Origin of the sequence: Amycolatopsis ponsaeliensis, from assembly GCF_030182635.1 — a bacterium.
Taxonomy (GTDB): Bacteria; Actinomycetota; Actinomycetes; order Mycobacteriales; family Pseudonocardiaceae; genus Amycolatopsis; species Amycolatopsis ponsaeliensis.
In genome coordinates, this window is sequence record NZ_JAPZLD010000034.1 from 1 (window position 1) to 19,240 (window position 19,240).

Genomic DNA, 19,240 nt, shown 5'->3' on the forward strand with positions numbered 1-19,240 from the left:
GGCGCCCCCCCCGCCGCGGGGGGGGGGGGGCGGGGGGGCGGGGGGGGGGGCGCCCGGCGGCGGGGGCGCCGGGGCCGCCGTGGGGCCCCGCCGCCCCCCCCCCCCCCCCCCCCCCCCGCCGCTGACCTACCTGACCCACCGTCGGATGGCGCTCGCGGCCGACCTGCTGGCCGAGCGAGAAGACAAGACCATCGCGGAAGTCGCCCGCACCGTCGGGTACTCCGACGCCTTCGGGTTCAGCGCCGCGTTCAAGCGGGTCCGGGGCGCGAACCCGAGCGACCACCGCCGCGCGGCGGCTCACTGAGAAGCCACCCGAAAAGAGGACACCCCAACCTGTTGTCACATCGTCAACAAGGGTGCATCGTGGAGGTGTCGCCGATCTCAGCGGGGAGATGGTCACTTTGCCGGGCACCGTGAGCCGAGCTGCCGAAGCACTGCGCGAACGCGTGCCGCCCCTGACCTCGCTCCGCCTCCCCCACCGCGTCGACGAACGCTGGCTGCAGTCGCGCTGGCCGGTCAAGGAGCTCGCGACGCCGCCCGCCGGCAGCGGCCTCAAGCCCGTCCTCGGCGACGAGGGCCCGCCGGTCGTCGGGCACATGCTCGAGATGATGCGCTTCGGCCCCGCGTTCGGCCTGCGCCGCTACGAGCTCTACGGCCCCGTGTCGTGGACCGGCGGCTTCGGCAGGCGGATCGTCGCGCTGTCCGGGCCGGAGGCGACGCAGATCGCGCTCGTCAACAAGGACAAGGCGTTCTCGCAGGAAGGCTGGAAGTTCTTCATCGAGAAGTTCTTCGAGCGCGGCCTGATGCTGATGGACTTCGGCGAGCACCACCTGCACCGCCGGATCATGCAGGAGGCGTTCACCCGGCAGCGGCTCATCGGCTACGTCGGCGAGATGGGCCCGGCGCTGCGCGAAGGCGTCGCGAGCTGGGGATCGACCGAGCGCCCGCGGCTGTACTGGGCGCTCAAGCAGCTGACCCTCGACGTCGCGACGCGCGTGTTCATGGGCATGCGCAGCGGCGCCGACGCCCACCGGATCAACCGCGCGTTCGTCAGCTCCGTGCGCGCCGGCACCGCGCTGATGCGCTTCCCGGTGCCCGGCGGGCGCTGGTCGGCCGGGCTGCACGGCCGGAAGGTCCTCGAGCGCTACTTCAGCGAAACCCTGCCCGCGAAGCGGACTTCGGACGGCGACGACCTGTTCACCGCGCTCTGCCACGCCACCACCGAGGACGGCGACCGGTTCACCGACACCGACATCGTCAACCACATGATCTTCCTGATGATGGCCGCGCACGACACGACGACCATCACCAGCAGCGCCATGGCGTACTACCTCGCCAAGCACCCCGAGTGGCAGGAACGCGCCCGCGAGGAGTCCCTCGCCCTCGGCGACGACATCCTCGACATCGACGCCATCGACAAGCTCGAAACCCTCGACCTCGTCATGAAGGAGGCGCTGCGGCTCGTCGCGCCGGTGCCGTCGCTGACCCGGCAGACCGTCAAGGACACCGAGGTGCTCGGCCACTACATCCCCGCGGGGACGCTGTGCGGCGTCTCGCCCACGGTGAACCACTTCTCGCCGGAGTGCTGGACGAACCCCTTCGAGTTCGACCCCGAGCGGTTCGCCGAGCCGCGCCGCGAGGACAAGTCCCACCGGATGGCGTGGATGCCCTTCGGCGGCGGCGCGCACAAGTGCATCGGACTCCACTTCGGCGGTCTCGAGGTGAAGTTGCTGATGCACGAAATGCTGCGGGCCCACCGCTGGTCGGTTCCGGAGAGTTACACCGCGAAGTGGGATTACGTGTCCCTGCCGGTGCCCGCCGACGGCCTTCCGGTGCGTCTCACCCCTCGCTGACCCCTGCCGCCGACCAACACTGTCCACCACTGCATACACCGTGTGACAAAAAGTTACCGCTTGTGGAGATTCGTTCACTCGTTCAGCCGGTAGACACCCCGTGACGCACGTGATGGCGTGGCATCGGTCGCGGGCGAGGGGTACCCGGTGTGGCTTCATGATCCCTCGCACCACGGCTGAACTGGCCTGACTTGCGCGTGAAGAGGTGGAGTGTGCCTGAGTCCGGTGCCGCGCCAGGACTGCTGGACGTGGCGCGCCGGTGGGCGGCGACGTTGGCCGACACCAAAGGAGTAACACTTCCCCTGGAAGAGCTGGAGCCGCTGCTGCTGGAGATCGCGCACGACGCGGTCGACCACGCCGGCTCCGGTCACGGTGGCGCCCTGCACCGGTTCACGGCGCTCTACGCCGCGTCGCCGATGGGGATCGCGCTGGCCGACCCGGACGGCGAGATCGTGGAGGCCAACCTCGCGCTCGGCCAGCTGCTCGGCTGCTCGCCGAACCGGCTGCGCGGCCGCCACCTCACCGACCTCGGCTCGACCGACCACGACGTCTCGCGGCTCAAGGCGGGGCTCGAGCAGGTGCGCGGCGGACGTGAGCGCTACCAGGAGCGGATGCTGCTCGACCACACCGAGGACGGGCAGCTCTGGACCGACGTGACCCTCGCCCGGCTGCCCGGCGACCGGCCGGGCTCGATCTACCCGGTGCTGATGGTGTCCGACGCGAACGAGCTGCACCTGCTCCAGGAACGGCTGCTGCACCAGAACGTGCACGACCCGCTGACCGGGCTGCCCAACGCGTCGTCGTTCACCACGAAGCTCGAAGCGGCGCTCGGCGCCGGCGCGCGCGACGACATCGCGCTGATCTACCTCGACGTCGACGGCTTCAAGGTGGTCAACGACGGCCTCGGCGCCGGCGTCGGCGACCAGGTGCTGCGCGGGGTCGCGGGCAAGCTGTCGGCGGTGTTCACCGGCCACCACGACGGGTTCGTCGCCCGGCTGTCCGGTGACGGCTTCGCGGTGCTGCTGCGGGGCGAGCTCGCCGCCACCGAGGTCGTCGACCTCGTCGAACGCGCGCTGGAGGACCTCAATGAGCCGATCTACCTGGGCGGGCACGGCATCGGCGTGAGCGCGAGCGCGGGCATCGTGGTGCGCGCGGCGGTCGAGGGTGGCGCGGCGGAGCTGCTGCGGGCGGCGGAGATCGCGCTGCACCGCGCCAAGGAGGCCGGCAAGGCGCAGTGGATGCTGTTCGACCCCGAGCTGGACGCCCGCGACCGCGGCCGCTACCAGCTGGGCGCGGTGATCGCCGGGGCGCTGGAGAACGGCGAGTTCTCGCTCGTCTACCAGCCGACGGTGAAGCTCGCCGACCCCGACCGCCTCGCCGCGGTCAACGCGGGCCTGCGCTGGAACCACCCGGAGAAGGGCGAGCTCGGCTCGGACGAGTTCTACCCGCTGGCCCAGACCACGGGCATGACGGTGCCGCTGGGCCGCTGGCTCCTGGCCGAGTCCCTGGCGGCGACGGCCCGCTGGCGGTCGCGCTTCGGGGCGGCGGCGCCGGACGTGTGCGTCCAGCTGCCGACGAGGCTGGCGAGCGACCCGGACCTGGTGATGCTGGTCAAGGAGCAGCTGGACAAGCACGAGCTGCCAGCCAACGCGCTGCGCCTGTGCACCGACCGCGACTCGGTCCTCGACCCGCGCGGCGAGGTCCTGGACTCGTTCGCCGTGCTGTCCGACCTGGGGACGCAGCTGGTGCTGACCATCACGGGCTCGGCGGACCTGGAGCTGATCCCCCAGCGCCGGCTGCCGGTCCACCACGTGATCCTCTCGGGCGCGGTGATCGACGCGCTGGACTCCGACTCACCGCCGGAGCCGGCGCTGCGGCACCTGACGCAGCTGGTCACCCGGGCCCGGGAGCTGAAGCTCCGGGTGGGCGCGGAAGGCGTCCGGACGCACGAGCAGGCGGCACGGCTGCGTCAGCTGGGCGTGCTGGCGGCCCGGGGCCCGTTCGTGACGGACTCGGCCACCGGTGACGAGGTCGACGAGCTCATCGCCCGCCACCCCGCGGGCTGACCGGGCGCGCGGGGAAAGACCAAGCCGGTTCCGCGGTGGCTCCGAAGACCCGGCAGGATGGGTTCTGCCGCCGACGAGAAGGGACCTCCATGGACGCCGGAGACCTCGCCCCCGATTTCACGCTGCCCGACGACCAGGGCGCCGACCGCACGCTGTCGGACTTCCTGGCCACCGGCCCGGTGGTGCTGTTCTTCTACCCCGCCGCGATGACCGGCGGCTGCACGGCCGAGAGCTGCCACTTCCGCGACCTGGCCGCCGAGTTCGCCGAGCTCGGCGCGCACCGCATCGGCATCAGCCCGGACGGCGTCACCAAGCAGCGGCAGTTCTCCGAGGCCAACGGCTTCGACTACCCCCTGCTGTCCGATGTGGAGGGTGAGGTCGCCAAGCAGTTCGGCGTCTGGCGGAAGCTGCTGCCGCTGCACGCCAAGCGCGCGACGTTCGTGATCGGCGAGGACCGGAAGATCCTCGAGAAGATCAAGAGCGAGCTGAACTTCACGGTCCACGCCGACCAGGCGCTCAAGGTGCTGCGGGAGCGGAACAAGGTTTCCTGACCCGCCGGGCGGCGCCGCGGTCAGCGGCGCCACCCGCGGGGCGGCCAACCCGGCGGCCGGCGCACGCCGGCCGCCGGCCACCCTCGCGGGCGGTCACGCCGGCGCCGCCCGCCGCCGTGCCACCGGATCGCGTACTCGTGCGCGTCCGCGCGGTTCCCGCGTTTCCCGGCCCGGTTCGTGAAGTCACGCCGCTCGCACAACCACCGGTGGCTCGGCTCGGCTCCGCGCGGGAAAGCCAGCGTCTGCATCACGGCTTCTCCTTCCGCCACACGTGGTTAGTCCCGGCGCAGGCCGGGGCGAGTGGCTGTTCGACCGGTTCCTCGCGCACCTTCGTGAAACCGAGGCGCGCGGGCACCGCTCCACTTCGGACGTTCCGCTCGTCGTGCTTGATCTCGACGTAGCCGGCACCGAGCCGGAACGCCTCCGCCGTCAGCAGCCGCACCGCGCGGGTGATCAGGCCGTGGCCGGTGTGTTCCCGCGCGAGCCAGTAGCCGATCTCGACCCCGCCGTCCCGCGCCATGATGCCGACGGCACCCGCGATCGAGCCGCCGACGCGGATGGCGAAGTCGTGCGTTTCCCCGGTCTCCCAGTTCTTCCGCGAGCGCTCGAGGAACTCGGCGCTGTCCTCGGCGGTGTAGCCGTCGGCCGCCCAGATCATCCAGGCCCCGATGTGGTCGAGGGACCCGGCGACCGTCGCGGTGAGCTCCGGAGCGTCGGCGAACGCCCAGCGGGTCAGGGTGAAGCCGTCTTCGGCGTAAGTCTCCTTCACGGCCGCTCCTTCCGCCACACCTGCTTGACGCCGGCACACATCGGGGGAAGGTCGCCGGAGTCCTCGGATTCTTTGCGCACCATCGAAAACCCGAGCCGCGCCGGAACGGCTCCACTTCGGACGTTCGCCTCGTCGTGCCGGATCTCGACGTACTCCGCGCCACGGCGGAAGGCGTCGTCGACCGCCAGCGTCACCGCACGGGTGACCAGGCCGCGGCCGGTGAAGGCCCGCGCGAGCCAGTAGCCGATCTCGACGCCGCCGTCGCGGGTCATCACGCCGACGGCACCCACGAGTGAGCCGTCCACCCGGATCGCCCACTCGTACGCCCGGCCGGTCTCCCAGTTTTCCCGCGTCAAGCGCAGGAAGGCCGCGGCATCCTCGTCCGTGTAGCCGCCCGCGGCCCAGGGCACCCAATCGGCCAGGTGCGCGCCGGACCCCGAAACCGCTGCCCGGACCGCGCCGGCGTCGGCGAACGTCCAGCGGGTCAGCGAAAACTCGTCACGGGCAAAAGTCTCGGCCGGGGTCTCCATGGGTTCCATGGTGCCCCGGCCGAGCCCTGCGGCGCTCCCGAATTAATTGACGATGACGCTGTCCGGGATCTCCGTGTCGTTCTTGAGCGCGTCGAACATCTGCTTCGACTTGGTCTTGTCCCAGTTCTCCGCCGACCCGCTGGTCACCGGGACCGTCGTCGTCACCACGCCGCCCGAGGAGATGCCGCGCATCGCCAGCGCCAGGCCCACCAGGTTGTGCACGTGGTCGCCCGAGTCCAGGGTCAGCGCGTCCGGCCCGGAGCCCAGCAGCGGGAAGAAGTGGAACGGGTTGAGCAGCGTGCCGGGGCTCGCGATCTGGCTGACCAGCGCGCCGATGAACTTGCGCTGGTTGGCGATGCGGTCGAGGTCCGAGCGCGGCGTCGCGTCGCTGTGCCGCATCCGGACGAAGCCCAGTGCCGACCGGCCGTCGAGCGTCTGGGGGCAGCCCGCCTTGATGCTGATCCCGGTCACCGTGTCGTTCATGTCCTTGTCGATGCACATGTCGACCCCGCCGATCGCGTCGACGATCTTGGCGAACCCGCCGAAGCCGATCTCCGCGTAGTGGTCGATGTGCAGGCCGGTGGCACCTTCGACGGTCTGCGCGAGCAGCTTCGGCCCGCCGAGGGAGAACGCCGCGTTGATCTTGTTCTTGCCGTGACCGGGAATCGCCACCTGCGAGTCGCGCGGCAGCGACAGCAGCGTCGGCTTCGTGGAGTTGTCCGGGATGTGCGCGACCATGATCGTGTCGGTGCGCTGCCCGCCGCCGGCCGCCGCGACGTCGCCGGTGGCCAGGCGCTCCTCGTCCGCGGCGGTGAGCCCCTCGCGGCTGTCCGAACCGACGATCAGCCAGTTGGTGCCGGACGCGGCGACCGGGCGCCCCGAGTAGTCGGTGAGCGCGTCGACGCGCTTGATGGAGAACTCCAGGTAGACCCAGATGCCGGCGAGGAAGACGACGAACACCAGCGCCAGCGTCAGCAGGATCTTGCCGAAGCTCCAGCGACGCCGGCGCGGCGGCCGGGACGGCGGGTAGTCGTCGTCCACCGGCCGCCGGGGCGGGTCCTGGCGCGACGGGGGCGGCGCGTACTGCCGCTCGTCCTCGCGGGTGCCCATCGGGCGGGTGCGCTCGTCGTACGGGCTCTGGCCGCGCCCGGGCAGCGGCATCATCTGCGCGCGCTGGTGGTCGCGGGAGCGCCCGCCGGGCGGCGGCATCCGGCGCCCGCCGTCGTCGCCACGGTACGTCATCACCATCACCCAATCCCGATCCGGACAAACGTGTCGTCGTCAGTAGACCGCACGTCCTCGAAAGGAGGACGTGCGGCACCGGGTAGGGGTTGGCCGCCGGCGGTTACTTGCCGGTCGCCTCGTAGCCGAACTGGTGGACCTTGAGGTACCCGGAGCGGAACCCGGCCTCGGAATAGGCCAGGTAGAACTCCCACATCCGGCGGAAGACGTCGTCGAACCCGAACCCGGCGATGTCGGTCCAGCGGTGCAGGAACCGTTCGCGCCACAACCGTAGCGTGCTCGCGTAGTCCTGGCCGAACTCGCGCATCCCGGCCAGCTTGAGCCGGGTGTTCGCGACCAGGCCGTCCTCGATCGAGCGGACCGACGGGATGATGCCGCCGGGGAAGATGTACTTGTGGATCCAGGTGTAGGCGCGCGAGGCCGCCAGCATCCGGTCGTGGTCCATGGTGATGGCCTGCAGGCCGAACCGCCCGCCGGGGCGCAGCCGCTCGCCGATCGTGGCGTAGAACGTCGGCCAGTAGGACGCGCCGACGGCCTCGATCATCTCGACGCTGACCACGGCGTCGTACTGGCCGCTCGACTCGCGGTAGTCGCACAGCTTCACTTCGACGCGGTCGGAGAACCCGGCCGCGGCGATCCGCTCGGTGGCCAGCGCCCGCTGCTCCTCCGAGATGGTCAGCGACGTCACCTGGGCGCCGCGGGCCGCGGCGCGGATGGCGAGTTCACCCCATCCGGTGCCAATTTCGAGCACCTCGCTGCCCGCGCGGACGCCGGCGTAGTCCAGCACGCTGTCGATCTTGCGGTGCTGGGCGGCGGTGAGGTCCTCGCCGGGGCCGAACAGCGCCGAGGAGTACATCATCGACTCGTCGAGGAAGGCGCCGAACAGGTCGTTGGACAGGTCGTAGTGCCGGTGGATGTTGGCCCGCGCGCCCTCGAGGCTGTTCTCCTCGGACGGCGGCTGGGTGCGCTCGGCGATCTTCCGGAACTTCTGCAGCACCGGCGGCACGAGGGTGGCCATCCGCTCCGCGAACGGCGTCAGCACCTCGGCCAGGTCGGACGCGGTCCAGTCACCGGCCATGTAGGACTCGCCGAAGCCGATCTTGGCGTCGGCACCGAGGCGGTGGAAGAAGGACTCCGGACGCAGAATACGCATTTCGGGTGATTCCGGGCCGCCGGCGCCGAGCACGGTGCCGTCGGGGAACGTCACCCGCACGTCGAGCGGGCGGACCGCGCGGCGGAACAGCGTGGCGGCGATCCGCGCGCGCAGCGGGGAGTGCGGCGGGCTGGCCAAGCCCGGCCAGCGGGACTCGTCGGGGCTGGTCTGAGCGCGGTCAACACTCGAGGTGGTCACGGTTCTCCCTCCGCCGGCCTGGTGCGCCGGTGAACGATCGTAGTCGCCGCACCCCCGCGGCGCGTTTCGCTGTATGCCCTGTTCGGGGGTGGTCTCACACCGGTATTCGGAGCCGCTCGGGCCCCGGCGCGGCCCACGCGCCGCGCAACTCGTCGGCGGGGTCCCCGGCGAGCACTTCCAGTGTGAAAGCAATCGTCAGCCGGGTCCACACGGACGACCGGCGGAGCATCGCGTGCCCCTCGTTGGCGATCTCGAACCGGGCGACGCGGGCGGCGACGCCCTCGGCGCGTTCGGCGAAGGCGTGCGACTCCACCGGGCTGGTCATCCGGTCGCGGGTGCCGTGCACGATGAGCACCGAACGCCCGGCGACGGCGTCCACCGGCTCGCCCCGCGGCGTCCACGGCGCCAGCGCGCAGACCCCGCGCACCGCCGGGTCGTCGGCCACGCGCAGCGCCACCCGGGCACCCATGGAGTGCCCGACGAGCACCACCGGCAGGCCGGGGTGGTCGGCACGGATGCGCTCGAGGGCCCAGCGGGCGTCGTCGAGGGGGTCCATGGCGGGGGCGTTCCAGCCGTAGCGGCGGTTGCGCAGCAGCCGCACCTCCACGCCGTCCCGGCGGCCGGCGCGGTGCAGGGCGCGCGCGATCGGGACCATCCTGAGGAAGGCCAGCTTCCAGGGCGGCACGCTGCCCGTGCCGCGCTCGGCGCCGCCGTGCAGCACGAGCACGACCGCTTCGGTCCGCCCCCGTGCCCGCCACACGGACACCGCCGGTTCCGCTTCGCTCACCCGTGTCCTCCTGTCGGCCCCGCATCCGGGTCAACCGCGCCCGCCCACCGGGCTATTCCACCGCCTACCACCATCTTCGCGGTAGATTCGGCGCCCGGTCCCCTACGGAAGGGTGGGTGTGGTGAGCGCCACGGACATCTCGGGCAGCGTCGCGAAGCAACTGGCGGACGTCGAGCAGGCCAACGCCGAGGCAGTGCGCGAAGCGGCGGATCTGGTGCTGGGGGTGATCCGGGCCGACGCACTGGTCTATACCGCAGGCGCCGGGCATTCGCTGGCGGCCGTCGCCGAGACGTTCTACCGGGCCGGCGGCCTGGCCTGTGTGTATCCGCTGTACCACCCGGACCTGCTCCCGCTGCACGGCGCGGTGAGCAGCACGAAGACCGAGCGGCGCACCGGACTGGCCGCCGAGGTGCTGGCCGAGCGCGCGCCGGGGCCGGACGACGTGCTGGTGGTGTTCTCGACGTCCGGGTCGAACCCGTACCCGGTCGAGCTGTGCATCGAGGCGCGCGAGCGCGGGGCGGCGGTCATCGCGATCACGTCGCGGGCGTGCGTGGCGGCGGCGCCGCGGCGGTCGTCGAGCACGCTGGTCGAGCAGGGCACGGTCGTGCTGGACTCGCTGGTCATCCCCGGCGACGCGAGCTACCCGCCGGACGCGCCGCGCACCGCGCCGCTGTCCACTGTGGTCAACGCGTTCCTGTGGAATCTCGTGCTCGCGCAGGTCTACGACCGCGGGACGGCCGAAGGTCTCGACGTCCCGCTGTGGCGCAGCTCCAATGTGGAAGGCGGCGACGAGGCGAACGCGGCGCTGCTGGAGAAGTACAGCGCGATCGTGCCGCGGCTCAAGTAGCTCTTTCCGTGACTGTGCCGGTTTCGTGAAAAAGCACCGGCCGGGCACGCCTTGACGGGCGTGCCCGGCCCCTTTAGCGTCGCCATACCGACTGGTCGGTGTGCTCAACGACGAGCTGAGGAGATCCCATGGACGGTGCCACGGCGACGGTGCACGGCGAGTGCGCTCCCGGGTTCGAGCCGGTGCGCGAAGCCTTCGAAGCGAACTTCCGCGAGCGCGGCGAGCTGGGCGCGGCGTTCACGGCCCTCCGCCACGGCGAAGTCGTGGTGGACCTGTGGGGCGGCTGGGCCGACCCGGACCACGCGCGTCCGTGGCAGGCGGACACCCTCGCCAACGTCTGGTCGACGACCAAGGGCATGACCGCGATCTGCGCGCACCGGCTCGCCGACGCCGGCGAGCTGGACGTCGACGCGCCGGTCGCGAAGTACTGGCCCGAGTTCGCCGCCGCGGGCAAGGGCGAGGTCCCGGTCCGGTGGCTGCTCTCGCACCGCTCCGGCGTGCCCGGGATCGGCATCGACCGGCCGGTGGCGGTCGAGGAGCTGTACGACTGGGACCTGATGACGTCGCTGTACGCGGCCCAGGAACCGTTGTACGAGCCCGGTTCCGCGGGCGGGTACCACGCGCTGGCGTACGGCTGGCTCGTCGGCGAGGTCGTCCGGCGGATCGCCGGGCAGGGCATCCGCGAGTTCTTCGCCGAGCAGGTCGCGGGGCCGCTCGGCGCGGACTTCTCCATCGGGCTGGGCCCGGACGCCGACCTGGACCGCTGCGCGACCCTGGTCGATCCGGTCATGACGGAAGAGATGGCGAACGCGCTGGCCACGGCGTTCGCCGCGGCCGGTCCCGTCGCGCAGGCGGCGCTGACCAATCCTCAGCTGGCGGGCCACCACGCGAACGAACCGGCCTTCCGCCACGCCGTCATGCCGGCGTTGAACGGCCACGGCACGGCCCGCGCGATCGCGACGATCTACGGCGGGCTGGTCGACGGGACGCTGCTGTCCCCCGCCGGGCTGGCCCGGGCCCGGGAGAGCCAGGGCAAGGAGGTCGACGCGGTGCTCGGCCTGCCGAACGAGTGGGGCCTGGGCTTCTACCTCGGCAGCGACGCCCGCGGCTTCGGCCCCAACCCCACGGCCTTCGGCCACGACGGCCTCGGCGGCTCCACCGGCGCCGCCGACCCGGAGAACGGCATCGCCTTCGGCTACACCCTCAACCAGCTGGGCCCCCTGATCCGCGACGACCCCCGCAAAATGGCCCTGGTCCAAGCCCTCTACAAGTCCCTCCCGAACACGTAACCCACGTGATCAGAGCCGTGGGGGGGGGGGGGGGGGGGGGGGGGGGGGGGGGGGGGGCGGGCGCGACGCCGGGCGCCCCCCCCCCCCGCGCCCCCCACCCGCGCCAACCCCCCCCCCCCCCCACACACCCCCCCTCTTCCAGCCGGGTGTCCCGGGTTGTGCGCGCCCCCCCCCGCGCCGCGCCCCCCCAAAACCCACGCGAGTCACGGGCCCAATCACGCGAGTCACGTGGCTGATCACGCTACGGCGGGTTCTTCTTCCGCGAACTGGGTTGCGTGGAGGGTTGCGTAGCGGCCGTTGGCGGCCAGGAGTTCCTCGTGCGTGCCGCGCTCGACGATTTCGCCGTGCTCCAGGACCAGGATCTGGTCGGCCGCGCGGACCGTCGAGAGGCGGTGCGCGATGACCAAAGCCGTGCGGCCGGCCAGCGCGTGGGTCAGGGCTTCGCCGACCGCCGCTTCGGACTCGGAGTCCAGGTGCGCGGTCGCCTCGTCCAGGATGACGACCTTGGGCTGCGCCAGCAGCAACCGCGCGATCGTCAACCGCTGACGCTCGCCGCCGGAGAGGCGGTAGCCGCGCTCCCCGACCGTCGTGTCGAGACCGTCCGGCAGCGAATGCGCCAGCTCACCGAGCCGCGCGCGCTCCAGCGCCTCCCAGATCTCGTCGTCCGTGACGCCCGGCCGCGCGTAGGCCAGGTTCGCGCGGATCGTCTCGTGGAAGAGGTGCCCGTCCTGGGTCACGACGCCGACGGTCTCCCGCAGCGAAGCGAAACTCAGGTCCCGGACGTCCACATCGGACAGCCGCACCGCCCCGGAGTCGACGTCGTACAGCCGCGGCAGCAGGGACGCGATCGTCGACTTCCCCGCACCCGAAGACCCGACCAGGGCGACCATCTGCCCCGGCTCGGCGCGGAACGAGATCCCGTGCAGCACCTCGTCCCCGCCGCGGTGGTCGAGCGTCGCGACGTCCTCCAGCGACGCCAGCGAGTACCGATCCGCCGCGGGGTAACCGAAGCGGACGTCCGAGAACTCGACGGCGACACCACCGGAAGAAGAAGCGGGCAGCGCACGCGCGGACGGCTTCTCCTCGATCATCGGCTTCAGGTCGAGGACCTCGAAGACCCGCTCGAAGGACACCAGCGCCGTCATGACGTCGACGCGGACGTTGGCCAGCGCGGTCAGCGGCGCGTAGAGCCGGGTCAGCAGCAGCGCGAGCGCGACGACGGTGCCCGGCGCGAGCTTGCCGGTCAGCGCGAGGTACCCGCCGAGGCCGTAGACGAGCGCCTGCGCCAGCGCCGAAACCAGGGTCAGGCTCGTCATGAACCAGCGGGTCAGCATCGCCGTCCGCACCCCGATGTCGCGCACGCGCCCCGCACGCAGCCCGAAGTCGTCCGCTTCCTGGACTGGACGGCCGAAGAGCTTCACCAGGGTCGCGCCCGGTGCGGAGAACCGCTCGGTCATCTGCGTGGTCATGCCGGCGTTGAGGTTCGCGGCTTCGCGCTGCAGCCCGGCCATCCGGCGGCCGAGCCGGCGCGCGGGCAGCACGAAGATCGGCAGCAGCACCAGCGCGAGCAGCGTGACCTGCCACGACAGCGTCAGCATGACGGCCAGCGAGAGCGCCAGCTGGATCGTGTTGGTGACCAGGCCGGACAGCGTCGCGGTGAACGTCCGCTGGGCGCCGATGACGTCGTTGTTCAGGCGGGAGACCAGCGCTCCGGTGCGGGTGCGCGTGAAGAACGCGATCGGCATCCGCTGCACGTGCTCGAACACCGCGCGCCGCAGGTCGTAGATGATGCCTTCGCCGATGCGCGCGGACTGCCAGCGCTCGATCAGGCCGAACCCGGCGTCGGCGACCGCGAGCAGGGCGATGACGATCGCGACCCAGATGACCAGCTTCAGGTCACGGCCGCCGACGATCGCGTCGACCACCTTGCCCGCCAGCACCGGCGTCGACACGGCCAGTACCGCCGAGATGACGGTCAGCACGAGGAAGGCGACCAGCCGCCGCCAGTGCGGGCGGGCGAACCGCGCGACGCGTTTCAGCGTGCCGCGGCTCAGCCCTTTCGGGACGTCGTTGGCGCGCATCGCCGAGCTCAGCAGCGCCCAGGTGTTGTCCATGGGAAACCCCCAGTGTCAAAACCTCTACCATAGCTGAGGTTTTCTCCGGATATGACCTGGACAACGCCACCGCCGTCCGTTTGCTTCCCGCCGCCGTTCACTCCCCGCGAACAACGCGGTGCAGTGCGGCGCGCAGCTGTTGCGCGTCATCCTCGCCGAGGTGCTCCAGCAGCCGCGCCTCGGCCTGCCGTGTGGCGTCCTCGCCCGCCGCGCGAACCCGTTCGCCTTCGCCGGTCAGGGTCACGAGGCGCTTGCGGCGGTCGCCGGGCGCGACCTCCCGCCGGACCAGGTCCTTGTCCTCCAGCTCGTCGACCAGCGCGACCATCGTCGTCCGGTCGATGCCGAGACGCGCGGCGCCCTCCTGCTGCGACAGCGCCGGGCCGTCGCCGAACAGCGTGAGCAGCGCGAGTTGCCGGCCGGTGACCCCGAGCGGCGCGTACAGCGGCTCGGCCAGCTCGGCGAGCCGCAGCTGGGCGTGCTTGAGCAGGTACCCGAGCCGGCGGGTGACAGCGAGGTCGCTGGACATGGGAGAACTCTACACTTAGGCTGATCGTCAGTCTTGCTGATGATTTGTCACACTGATAATCAGGAGAGCATCATGGTCACGATCGGCCTCAAGCCACCCCAGCAGCACCTCGGCATCGCGGCGCTGCGCGAGATCTGGGCCATCGCCGACGACGCCGGCTTCGACGGCTGCTGGGTCTTCGACCACCTGGCCCCGATGGGCCCGGACCGCACCGGCGACGTCTTCGACGGCTGGACGCTCCTCGCGGCGATGGCCGAGGCGACGAAGCGCGTGCGCATCGGCTGTCTGGTGTCGGGCGCCACCAACCGCCACCCGGGCACGTTCGCGAAGATCGCGGCGACGGTCGACCACCTCTCCGGCGGCCGGCTCGACGTCGGCCTCGGCGCCGGCGGCGACGCGTTCACCGACGCGATGATGGGCACGCTGACGCCATCGCCGGTCGAACGCGTCGAAAGACTGGCCGAGACCTGCGAAATCCTCAGTCTCCTGTGGACCCGGCCGGTCACCGACTACCCGGGGCGCCACTACACGTTGACCGGCGCGCGCAGCGACCCGAAACCACGGCAGCCGAAGCCGCCGCTGTGGCTGGGCAGCAGCGGCGAGAAGCTCGGCCTGCGCGTCGTCGCCCAGCACGCCGACGTGTGGCTCAACGCGGCGCTGCCGGGCACGGAAATCACGGAGCTGCAACGGCTTTCACGGGTACTGGACGAGCACTGCGCGGCGGTGGGCCGCGACCCGGCGACGATCCGCCGTGCGGCGCAGTTCCGGCTGCCGTCCGATGCGGACAGTGCCGTGCGGCTCGCGGGGAGTCATGTCGAGGCGGGGTTCACCGAGCTGGTCCTCATGCCGACCGGCCGTGACGACGTTGTCACGGCTTCGGAAGCGGCCGCGAAGCTGCTCCCCCGCTTGCGAGAACTCGGCTGACCGACCCGGCCGGCGGCAGCGTCTTGAATGAGTCATTCAGGTCTTGGGAGGTCCTGAATGACTCATTCAAGACCCCGCGAACCCGCTCCCCCGCCTGCCGGAACCCGGCTGAACCGGGCGGCCCGCGACGATTCCGGCGCCCTCGGTAGCCTGACCGAGTGGGAACGGAGGTGGGCCGGGCGCCCGCATGGCGGCGCGCGGCACGGCTCTTCACGGCCCCCGCGGCCACTCTCGACCGGGCACCGCTCCGGTGGGACCTCGGCTTCTACCTCGCCTGCCTGGCCTTCGCCCTGCCGACCGCGCTCAAGTCCGAGTTCTACGGCTACCGCGTCTGGGGCAACTTCGCGACCGTCGCCTACGCCCTCGGCGCGCTCCACAGCGGCTGGCTGCTGCTGTGCGCACGAACCGGGCGTACGCCGCGCGGCGCACTCGGCTCGCGCTGGTGCGGGATCGCCGCCGTCGCCCTGTTGGCAATGATCCTTCCGTTGCTGCTTCTGGTGATCCGCCGACTGACCGGAGTGGACTGGCTGATCACGCCGTTCTCATGGGCCGCACAGCCCGAGGTCTGGGTGATCGAGCGGTCCGCGGATCTGCTGCTGCACCACGGAACCCCGTACGTCGACGTCACCGCGCTCGGCCGGGCGCCGGAAGTCAACGACTACACCCCTTACGGCCCGGTCATGGCCGTCTTCGGGCTGCCACGCGCACTCTTCGGCGGCACTCCGCTGGGCGACGCCCTCACCGATGCCCGCTGGATGTTCGCCCTGGCCGCCTGCGCCTGCGTGCTGGGCACGCTGAGGCTGCTGAAGTGGCCCAAGGTCCCGGTCGGCGCCGCCCAGCTCGCGCTGGCCTGCCCGCTCACCGCGCTCACCTGGGCCGTCGCCGGGCCGGACCTGGCGATCGTCGGGCTGCTGGTGCTCGCCTGCGCGCTCGCCGCCACCGGGCGGGCCGCCTGGGCGGGCCTGGTGCTCGCGCTGGTCGTCAGCGCGAAGCTCATCGTCGCGCCCGCGGCCGCTGTGCTGGCCGTGTTCGTGCTGGTGCGCCCGGACTTGGTTCGCCACAAGACCGGGCTCGACTGGCCGGCCGTGGGCCGCTTCGGGTCAGCGCTGGTGGCCACCACGGCCGCGCTGCACCTGCCCGTGTACCTCGTGGACCCGGCGGCGTTCGTGGAGCACGTCTTCCGCTTTCCCCTCGGGATGGGCGCCGTGCGATCGCCCGCGGCGAGCCCGCTGCCGGGCCACCTGATCGCCGAAACCGGCCCGGTGGGCCAGGTGGCGGCGTTCGCACTCGTCGGCGCCGCGGCCGTGGCGATGATCGTCTGGCTGGTGCGCCGGCCCCCCGCGAACGGCTCCGGCGCACTGCTGCGCATCGCCGTCGGACTCGGCGCGTTGATCCTGCTCACCCCGGCCACCCGCTATGGCTACCTGGTGTACCCGCTGGTCCTGCTCGGGGCCCACCTGGCGTTCCGTGTGGCCGAAGCTTCCACTGCGCGCCCCCCGCGCAGCAGTTCGTGACTACTTCTTCTTGACTCGCGTGGCCCCGCCGCGCCCCCGCAACTGGACCCCGGACTCCGACAGCACGCGGTGGACGAACCCGTAGGAACGCCCCGTCGACTCCGCGAGCGCCCGGATGCTCGAGCCCTTCTCGTATTTCTTCTTCAGGTCAGCGGCCAGCTTGTCGCGCGTGTTGCCGGTGATCCGCGCGCCTTTCTTGAGATCAGCCACGTCGATCGCCTTCCCGCCGAGAGTGTTCTGGGCCACATATTGACCCCTGCCGGGGCAATGATCGAACACTGAGCGCCGGAATGCCAGACGACAGACGTAAAACGACCGAAACTGCGATCACATTGGGCCATTCCAGTGCCCGGTCGCAACGATCTTGCACCCGAATGGACGCACAGAGTCACGCAAGCTGGACAAGTTCCAGATAGTCCGCCGACCAGTGGTCCTCGGTCCCGTCGGGCAGCAGGATGACCCGCTCGGGCTCCAGCGCCTCCACGGCACCGGGGTCGTGCGTGACCAGGACGACGGCACCGGCGAAGCTCCGCAAAGCGTCCAGGACCTGGGCACGGCTGGCCGGGTCCAGGTTGTTCGTCGGCTCGTCGAGGAGCAAGACGTTGGCAGCACTGGAGACCAGGCCGGCAAGCGCGAGCCGGGTCTTCTCGCCGCCGGAAAGGGTGCCGGCGGGCTGGTCGAGTTGTTCGCCGGTGAAGAGGAACGAGCCGAGCAGGTTCCGCAACTCCTGAGCACCGGTGTCCGGTGAGAGATGTCGGATGTTTTCCCACACCGACGCATCATGATCAAGAGTTTCGTGTTCCTGTGCGTAATAGCCCAAACGCATTCCGTGACCCGGCACGATCCCCCCGGTGTCCGGAGTTTCCATTCCGCCGAGGAGCCGGAGCAAAGTGGTCTTTCCCGCACCGTTCAGCCCGAGTACGACAACCTTCGAACCGCGGTCGATCGCGAGATCGACCCCGGTGAAGATTTCCAGTGAGCCGTACGACTTCGAGAGGCCTTCGGCGGTGAGCGGGGTCCGGCCGCACGGCGCGGGCTCCGGGAACTTGATCCGGGCGACCTTGTCGGCCACCCGGGTCTCGTCGAGCGCCGAGAGCATCTGCTCGGCGCGGCGGGCCATGTTCTTGGCCGCCACGGCCTTCGTCGCCTTCGCGCCGAGCTTCGCGGCCTGCTGCTGCAGCGCCGACGCCTTCTTCTCGGCGTTGGCGCGCTCACGGCGGCGGCGCTTCTCGTCGGTCGCGCGCGCGTCGAGGTAGCGCTGCCAGCCCATGTTGTACAGGTCGAGCTCGCCGCGGGTGGCGTCGAGGAACCAGACCTTGTTGACCACGTCGGCCAGCAGCTCGACGTCGTGGCTGATCACGACCAGGCCGCCGTCGTGCTGCTTGAGGAACCCGCGCAGCCAGTTGATGGAGTCGGCGTCGAGGTGGTTGGTCGGCTCGTCGAGCAGCAGGATCGTCTCGGACTTGCCGCCGGCACCGGCTTCGGCCGCGGCGAACAGGATCCGCGCCAGCTCGACGCGCCGGCGTTGCCCGCCGGACAGCGTCTGCAGCGTCTGCGCCAGGATCCGGTCGGCCAGGCCGAGGTTCGAGCAGATCCGCGCGGCTTCGCTCTCCGCGGCGTACCCGCCGAGCGACGAGAAGCGCTCCTCGAGCCGCGCGTAGCGGTTGATGGCCTTGTCGCGCGCGGCGTCGTCGACGAGCTCGGCCATGGAGGCCTGCGCCTTCTCCATGTCGCGCATCAGCTTGTCGAGGCCGCGCGCGGAAAGCACGCGGTCCTTCGCGGTGACCGAAAGATCACCTTCGCGCGGGTCCTGCGGCAGGTAGCCGAGTTCGCCGGTGCGGCGGACGTCGCCCGCGTGCGGCTCGCCCTCGCCCGCGAGGACCTTCAGCGAGGTGGTCTTGCCCGCGCCGTTGCGGCCGACGAGGCCGATGCGGTCGCCGGACTGGATGCGGATGGTCGCGCCGTCGAGCAGGATGCGCGAACCCGCGCGCAGCTCAAGGCCGGTGGCCGTGATCAAGGGAAACTCCCGTGGAAGGGGGTGAATGGAGGACAGCGTCAAGCGGCCGGTCGGTGGTGACCGGCGCCGGCGTCACTCCAGCTGGATATCCACGGAGACCAGTGTACGGGCCGCGGTCCACCGGATTTTCCGGACGTGTGCGGTCTCACCCGTCGTGCAGCGTGACCTGCACCGACAGCGCCCGCACGGCGGCTTCTTCCAGAACGGCCCGGCTCGGCTCGCCGACCTCCAGCACGCGCGGCTCGGCCCGGGCGAACAGCGGGGCCAGCCGGCGGTTCTGGGCCAGGGCGGCCAGGGCCCGCCGGTCCCCGCCGAGCACCACGGCGTCCACTTCGGACAACCGGGGCAGGAGCACTTCGAAGACGTCCTTCGCCGCGTCCTCGAGCGCGTGGCGCGCCTGGCCCACGCGACGCCGGGCGAAGCGCTGCTGCGACCAGCCGCCCGCGGCGGAACGGCCCTGCACGAGGTGCCGGTCGGTGCGCGACAGCTCGACCCGGCCCCCGCGCGCGATGCCGATGCTGTGCCCGCCCAGCCGCACCAGCACCAGCGCGATCCGCCGCGGCACCAGCGCGTGGGCCAGGAGCGCGTCGACGACCAGGCCGTCGAACGTCCCGGGCGGCGCTTCGAGCGGTCCGAAAGAGACGGTCGCGGTCGCGGTGGCCCCGTCGACGGCGACCACGCGCACCGCGCGCTCCGCGACCTCGGTCGTCTCGGCCCCTTCGTGGCGGGCGCAGAAGCGGTCGAACCAGCCGGCCAGCCGGTCGGGCGGCACCTCCACCGCGCGGCCGCCGCCCGCGACCTGCCGGGGCTTCGCCATGGGAGGAACGGTACGGGGCCGCCGCGTCGCCGCGACGGCCCCG

At 71.6% G+C, this 19,240-nt stretch carries 18 protein-coding genes and 1 pseudogene; 8 read left to right on the forward strand and 11 right to left on the reverse strand.

Features of this window, described 5'->3' with window-relative positions; translation table 11 throughout:
- Positions 1-115: 115 nt before the first annotated feature.
- The 4 genes and pseudogenes from QQ657_RS37905 to QQ657_RS37920 form a co-directional block, all read left to right on the forward strand.
- Positions 116-304, forward strand: a pseudogene (locus QQ657_RS37905) (helix-turn-helix domain-containing protein); the annotation flags it as partial.
- Between the two features lie 88 nt (positions 305-392).
- Positions 393-1,853, forward strand: a complete 1,461-nt coding sequence (locus QQ657_RS37910; protein WP_284747159.1) for a cytochrome P450 — start codon at positions 393-395, stop codon at positions 1,851-1,853.
- A 248-nt stretch (positions 1,854-2,101) separates the two neighbouring features.
- Positions 2,102-3,919, forward strand: a complete 1,818-nt coding sequence (locus tag QQ657_RS37915) for a putative bifunctional diguanylate cyclase/phosphodiesterase (RefSeq protein WP_284747272.1) — start codon at positions 2,102-2,104, stop codon at positions 3,917-3,919.
- An 89-nt stretch (positions 3,920-4,008) separates the two neighbouring features.
- A complete protein-coding gene (locus QQ657_RS37920; RefSeq protein ID WP_284747160.1) occupies positions 4,009-4,470 on the forward strand; it encodes a peroxiredoxin in 462 nt (153 codons plus the stop codon).
- 20 nt (positions 4,471-4,490) lie between these two features.
- Here the strand turns inward: QQ657_RS37920 and QQ657_RS37925 are convergent, their stop codons facing one another.
- From QQ657_RS37925 to QQ657_RS37950, 6 genes are all read right to left on the reverse strand, one after another.
- Positions 4,491-4,718 carry a hypothetical protein gene (locus QQ657_RS37925; RefSeq protein WP_284747161.1) on the reverse strand — a complete coding sequence of 76 codons (228 nt, stop codon included), beginning with the start codon at positions 4,716-4,718 and terminating at the stop codon, positions 4,491-4,493.
- Positions 4,718-5,239 carry a GNAT family N-acetyltransferase gene (locus QQ657_RS37930; protein WP_284747162.1) on the reverse strand — a complete coding sequence of 174 codons (522 nt, stop codon included), beginning with the start codon at positions 5,237-5,239 and terminating at the stop codon, positions 4,718-4,720. Before QQ657_RS37930 ends, QQ657_RS37925 begins: the two co-directional genes overlap by 1 nt.
- Positions 5,236-5,769: a GNAT family N-acetyltransferase gene (locus tag QQ657_RS37935; RefSeq protein WP_284747163.1), complete on the reverse strand. Its 534-nt coding sequence runs from the start codon at positions 5,767-5,769 to the stop codon at positions 5,236-5,238. Before QQ657_RS37935 ends, QQ657_RS37930 begins: the two co-directional genes overlap by 4 nt.
- Positions 5,770-5,811: 42 nt before the next feature.
- Entirely contained in the window at positions 5,812-7,017 is a 1,206-nt protein-coding gene (locus QQ657_RS37940; RefSeq protein ID WP_284747164.1) for an LCP family protein, read from the reverse strand.
- A gap of 97 nt (positions 7,018-7,114) precedes the next feature.
- Positions 7,115-8,362, reverse strand: coding sequence for an SAM-dependent methyltransferase (locus QQ657_RS37945; RefSeq protein WP_284747165.1), 1,248 nt, complete (start codon positions 8,360-8,362; stop codon positions 7,115-7,117).
- Between the two features lie 94 nt (positions 8,363-8,456).
- Complete coding sequence (locus QQ657_RS37950; RefSeq protein WP_284747166.1) at positions 8,457-9,149, reverse strand: alpha/beta hydrolase; 693 nt, start codon at positions 9,147-9,149, stop codon at positions 8,457-8,459.
- Between the two features lie 118 nt (positions 9,150-9,267).
- On the opposite strand from QQ657_RS37950, the gene QQ657_RS37955 reads away from it, so the two are divergent.
- Positions 9,268-9,996 carry an SIS domain-containing protein gene (locus QQ657_RS37955; protein WP_284747167.1) on the forward strand — a complete coding sequence of 243 codons (729 nt, stop codon included), beginning with the start codon at positions 9,268-9,270 and terminating at the stop codon, positions 9,994-9,996.
- Between the two features lie 128 nt (positions 9,997-10,124).
- Positions 10,125-11,285, forward strand: coding sequence for a serine hydrolase domain-containing protein (locus tag QQ657_RS37960; RefSeq protein WP_284747168.1), 1,161 nt, complete (start codon positions 10,125-10,127; stop codon positions 11,283-11,285).
- Positions 11,286-11,521: 236 nt separating this feature from the next.
- Here QQ657_RS37960 and QQ657_RS37965 read toward each other — a convergent pair whose 3' ends face one another.
- Together QQ657_RS37965 and QQ657_RS37970 are read right to left on the reverse strand one after the other, a co-directional pair.
- Positions 11,522-13,399, reverse strand: a complete 1,878-nt coding sequence (locus QQ657_RS37965; RefSeq protein ID WP_284747169.1) for an ABC transporter ATP-binding protein — start codon at positions 13,397-13,399, stop codon at positions 11,522-11,524.
- 97 nt (positions 13,400-13,496) lie between these two features.
- Positions 13,497-13,925 carry a MarR family winged helix-turn-helix transcriptional regulator gene (locus tag QQ657_RS37970; RefSeq protein ID WP_284747170.1) on the reverse strand — a complete coding sequence of 143 codons (429 nt, stop codon included), beginning with the start codon at positions 13,923-13,925 and terminating at the stop codon, positions 13,497-13,499.
- 72 nt (positions 13,926-13,997) lie between these two features.
- On the opposite strand from QQ657_RS37970, the gene QQ657_RS37975 reads away from it, so the two are divergent.
- Together QQ657_RS37975 and QQ657_RS37980 are read left to right on the forward strand one after the other, a co-directional pair.
- The gene (locus QQ657_RS37975) at positions 13,998-14,849 is read left to right on the forward strand and encodes an LLM class flavin-dependent oxidoreductase (RefSeq protein WP_284747171.1); all 852 of its coding nucleotides are present in this window, start codon (positions 13,998-14,000) and stop codon (positions 14,847-14,849) included.
- Between the two features lie 278 nt (positions 14,850-15,127).
- Positions 15,128-16,363 (forward strand): glycosyltransferase 87 family protein, encoded by a 1,236-nt coding sequence (locus tag QQ657_RS37980; RefSeq protein ID WP_284747273.1) that lies wholly within the window; start codon positions 15,128-15,130, stop codon positions 16,361-16,363.
- On the opposite strand, the gene QQ657_RS37985 is transcribed toward QQ657_RS37980, so the two are convergent.
- From QQ657_RS37985 to QQ657_RS37995, 3 genes are all read right to left on the reverse strand, one after another.
- Complete coding sequence (locus QQ657_RS37985; protein ID WP_003071237.1) at positions 16,364-16,573, reverse strand: helix-turn-helix domain-containing protein; 210 nt, start codon at positions 16,571-16,573, stop codon at positions 16,364-16,366.
- Positions 16,574-16,751: 178 nt separating this feature from the next.
- On the reverse strand, positions 16,752-18,380 hold the full coding sequence (locus QQ657_RS37990) for an ABC-F family ATP-binding cassette domain-containing protein (protein ID WP_284747172.1): 1,629 nt from the start codon (positions 18,378-18,380) through the stop codon (positions 16,752-16,754).
- A gap of 145 nt (positions 18,381-18,525) precedes the next feature.
- Positions 18,526-19,197, reverse strand: a complete 672-nt coding sequence (locus QQ657_RS37995; RefSeq protein WP_284747173.1) for an acVLRF1 family peptidyl-tRNA hydrolase — start codon at positions 19,195-19,197, stop codon at positions 18,526-18,528.
- Between the last annotated feature and the right edge of the window lie 43 nt (positions 19,198-19,240).

Bases quoted from the DNA above. Each gene is read 5' to 3' on its own strand.
- QQ657_RS37910 (WP_284747159.1), top strand. From the start codon at position 393: ATGGTCACTTTGCCGGGCACCGTGAGCCGAGCTGCCGAAGCACTGCGC.
- QQ657_RS37920 (WP_284747160.1), top strand. From the start codon at position 4,009: ATGGACGCCGGAGACCTCGCCCCCGATTTCACGCTGCCCGACGACCAG.
- QQ657_RS37925 (WP_284747161.1), bottom strand. From the start codon at position 4,718: ATGCAGACGCTGGCTTTCCCGCGCGGAGCCGAGCCGAGCCACCGGTGG.
- QQ657_RS37935 (WP_284747163.1), bottom strand. From the start codon at position 5,769: ATGGAGACCCCGGCCGAGACTTTTGCCCGTGACGAGTTTTCGCTGACC.
- QQ657_RS37940 (WP_284747164.1), bottom strand. From the start codon at position 7,017: ATGGTGATGACGTACCGTGGCGACGACGGCGGGCGCCGGATGCCGCCG.
- QQ657_RS37960 (WP_284747168.1), top strand. From the start codon at position 10,125: ATGGACGGTGCCACGGCGACGGTGCACGGCGAGTGCGCTCCCGGGTTC.
- QQ657_RS37965 (WP_284747169.1), bottom strand. From the start codon at position 13,399: ATGGACAACACCTGGGCGCTGCTGAGCTCGGCGATGCGCGCCAACGAC.
- QQ657_RS37970 (WP_284747170.1), bottom strand. From the start codon at position 13,925: ATGTCCAGCGACCTCGCTGTCACCCGCCGGCTCGGGTACCTGCTCAAG.
- QQ657_RS37975 (WP_284747171.1), top strand. From the start codon at position 13,998: ATGGTCACGATCGGCCTCAAGCCACCCCAGCAGCACCTCGGCATCGCG.
- QQ657_RS37995 (WP_284747173.1), bottom strand. From the start codon at position 19,197: ATGGCGAAGCCCCGGCAGGTCGCGGGCGGCGGCCGCGCGGTGGAGGTG.